This is a genomic window from Bacillus sp. GMs2/2 (assembly GCF_050172095.1).
Taxonomy (GTDB): Bacteria; Bacillota; Bacilli; order Bacillales; family Bacillaceae_G; genus Bacillus_A; species Bacillus_A cereus.
The window spans coordinates 1-1,098 of record NZ_JBNLYE010000728.1 but is presented as its reverse complement, the minus strand read 5'-3'; the positions used below and the strand labels follow the sequence as shown (position 1 = coordinate 1,098).

Sequence of the window (1,098 nt, the reverse complement as noted above, 5' to 3'; positions counted from 1 at the left end):
GTAATGTTCAGTAATTATTTTATGATGAAAAAGGTATTAGAGGGGGGATTGTTCCAAAAGGAGAAAATGAATTCTTTGGAATAATAGAGTTTCATACTTAGAGTTCACAACATAAACGTGCATGAATAGGTTATGACATTCATCCGGATTATTGAAGAAAAGGATACATATTAGAATATTTTTTGGAGGTAGAAGCATGGCTAAAATTACTGTAGGAACCGAAAATCAAGAACCAATTGAGATATATTATGAGGATTATGGCACAGGAAAACCAGTTGTACTAATTCATGGTTGGCCGTTAAGTGGTCGATCTTGGGAATACCAAGTTCCCGCTCTTGTTGAGGCTGGATACAGAGTTATAACATATGATCGTCGAGGATTTGGAAAATCATCTCAGCCGTGGGAAGGGTATGAATATGATACCTTTACTTCTGATTTACATCAACTATTAGAACATTTAGAGCTTCAAAATGTCACACTTGTTGGTTTTTCTATGGGTGGAGGCGAAGTAGCCCGGTATATTAGTACGTATGGAACAGATCGTATTGAAAAGGCTGTTTTTGCTGGAGCAGTACCTCCATATTTATACAAATCAGAGGATCATCCTGAAGGGGCATTAGATGATGCAACAATTGAAGCGTTCAAAAGTGGTGTGATTAATGACCGCCTTGCATTTCTTGATGAATTTACTAAGGGATTTTTCGCGGCTGGTAATCGAACAGATTTAGTTAGTGAGCCATTCCGTTTATATAATTGGGATATTGCAGCCAGTGCATCACCTAAAGGAACGCTTGATTGTATTACTGCCTTTAGTAAGACTGATTTTAGAAAAGACTTGGAGAAGTTTAATATACCTACCCTTATTATTCATGGTGATTCAGATGCAACTGTACCATTTGAATATAGTGGGAAATTAACACATGAAGCAATTCCTAATTCTAAAGTAACGTTAATAAAGGGTGGTCCACATGGGCTAAATGCAACGCATGCCAAAGAATTTAATGAAGCACTCCTATCATTTTTAAAGGACTAATTACAACTATATAATTGTTAATTGATAAATTATAAACAAGTAAAAAATAAAGCTTTATAAAAGAT

The 1,098-nt window shown here is 35.4% G+C and carries 1 protein-coding gene; it reads left to right on the top strand.

The window, feature by feature from the left end; genetic code table 11:
• Positions 1-196: 196 nt before the first annotated feature.
• Entirely contained in the window at positions 197-1,033 is an 837-nt protein-coding gene (locus ACQGS6_RS29060; protein ID WP_152127714.1) for a bromoperoxidase, read from the top strand.
• The last annotated feature ends 65 nt before the right edge of the window (positions 1,034-1,098 follow it).

What these genes read in the sequence shown, in the direction of transcription:
- ACQGS6_RS29060 (WP_152127714.1), top strand. Translation starts at nt 197, where the DNA reads ATGGCTAAAATTACTGTAGGAACCGAAAATCAAGAACCAATTGAGATA.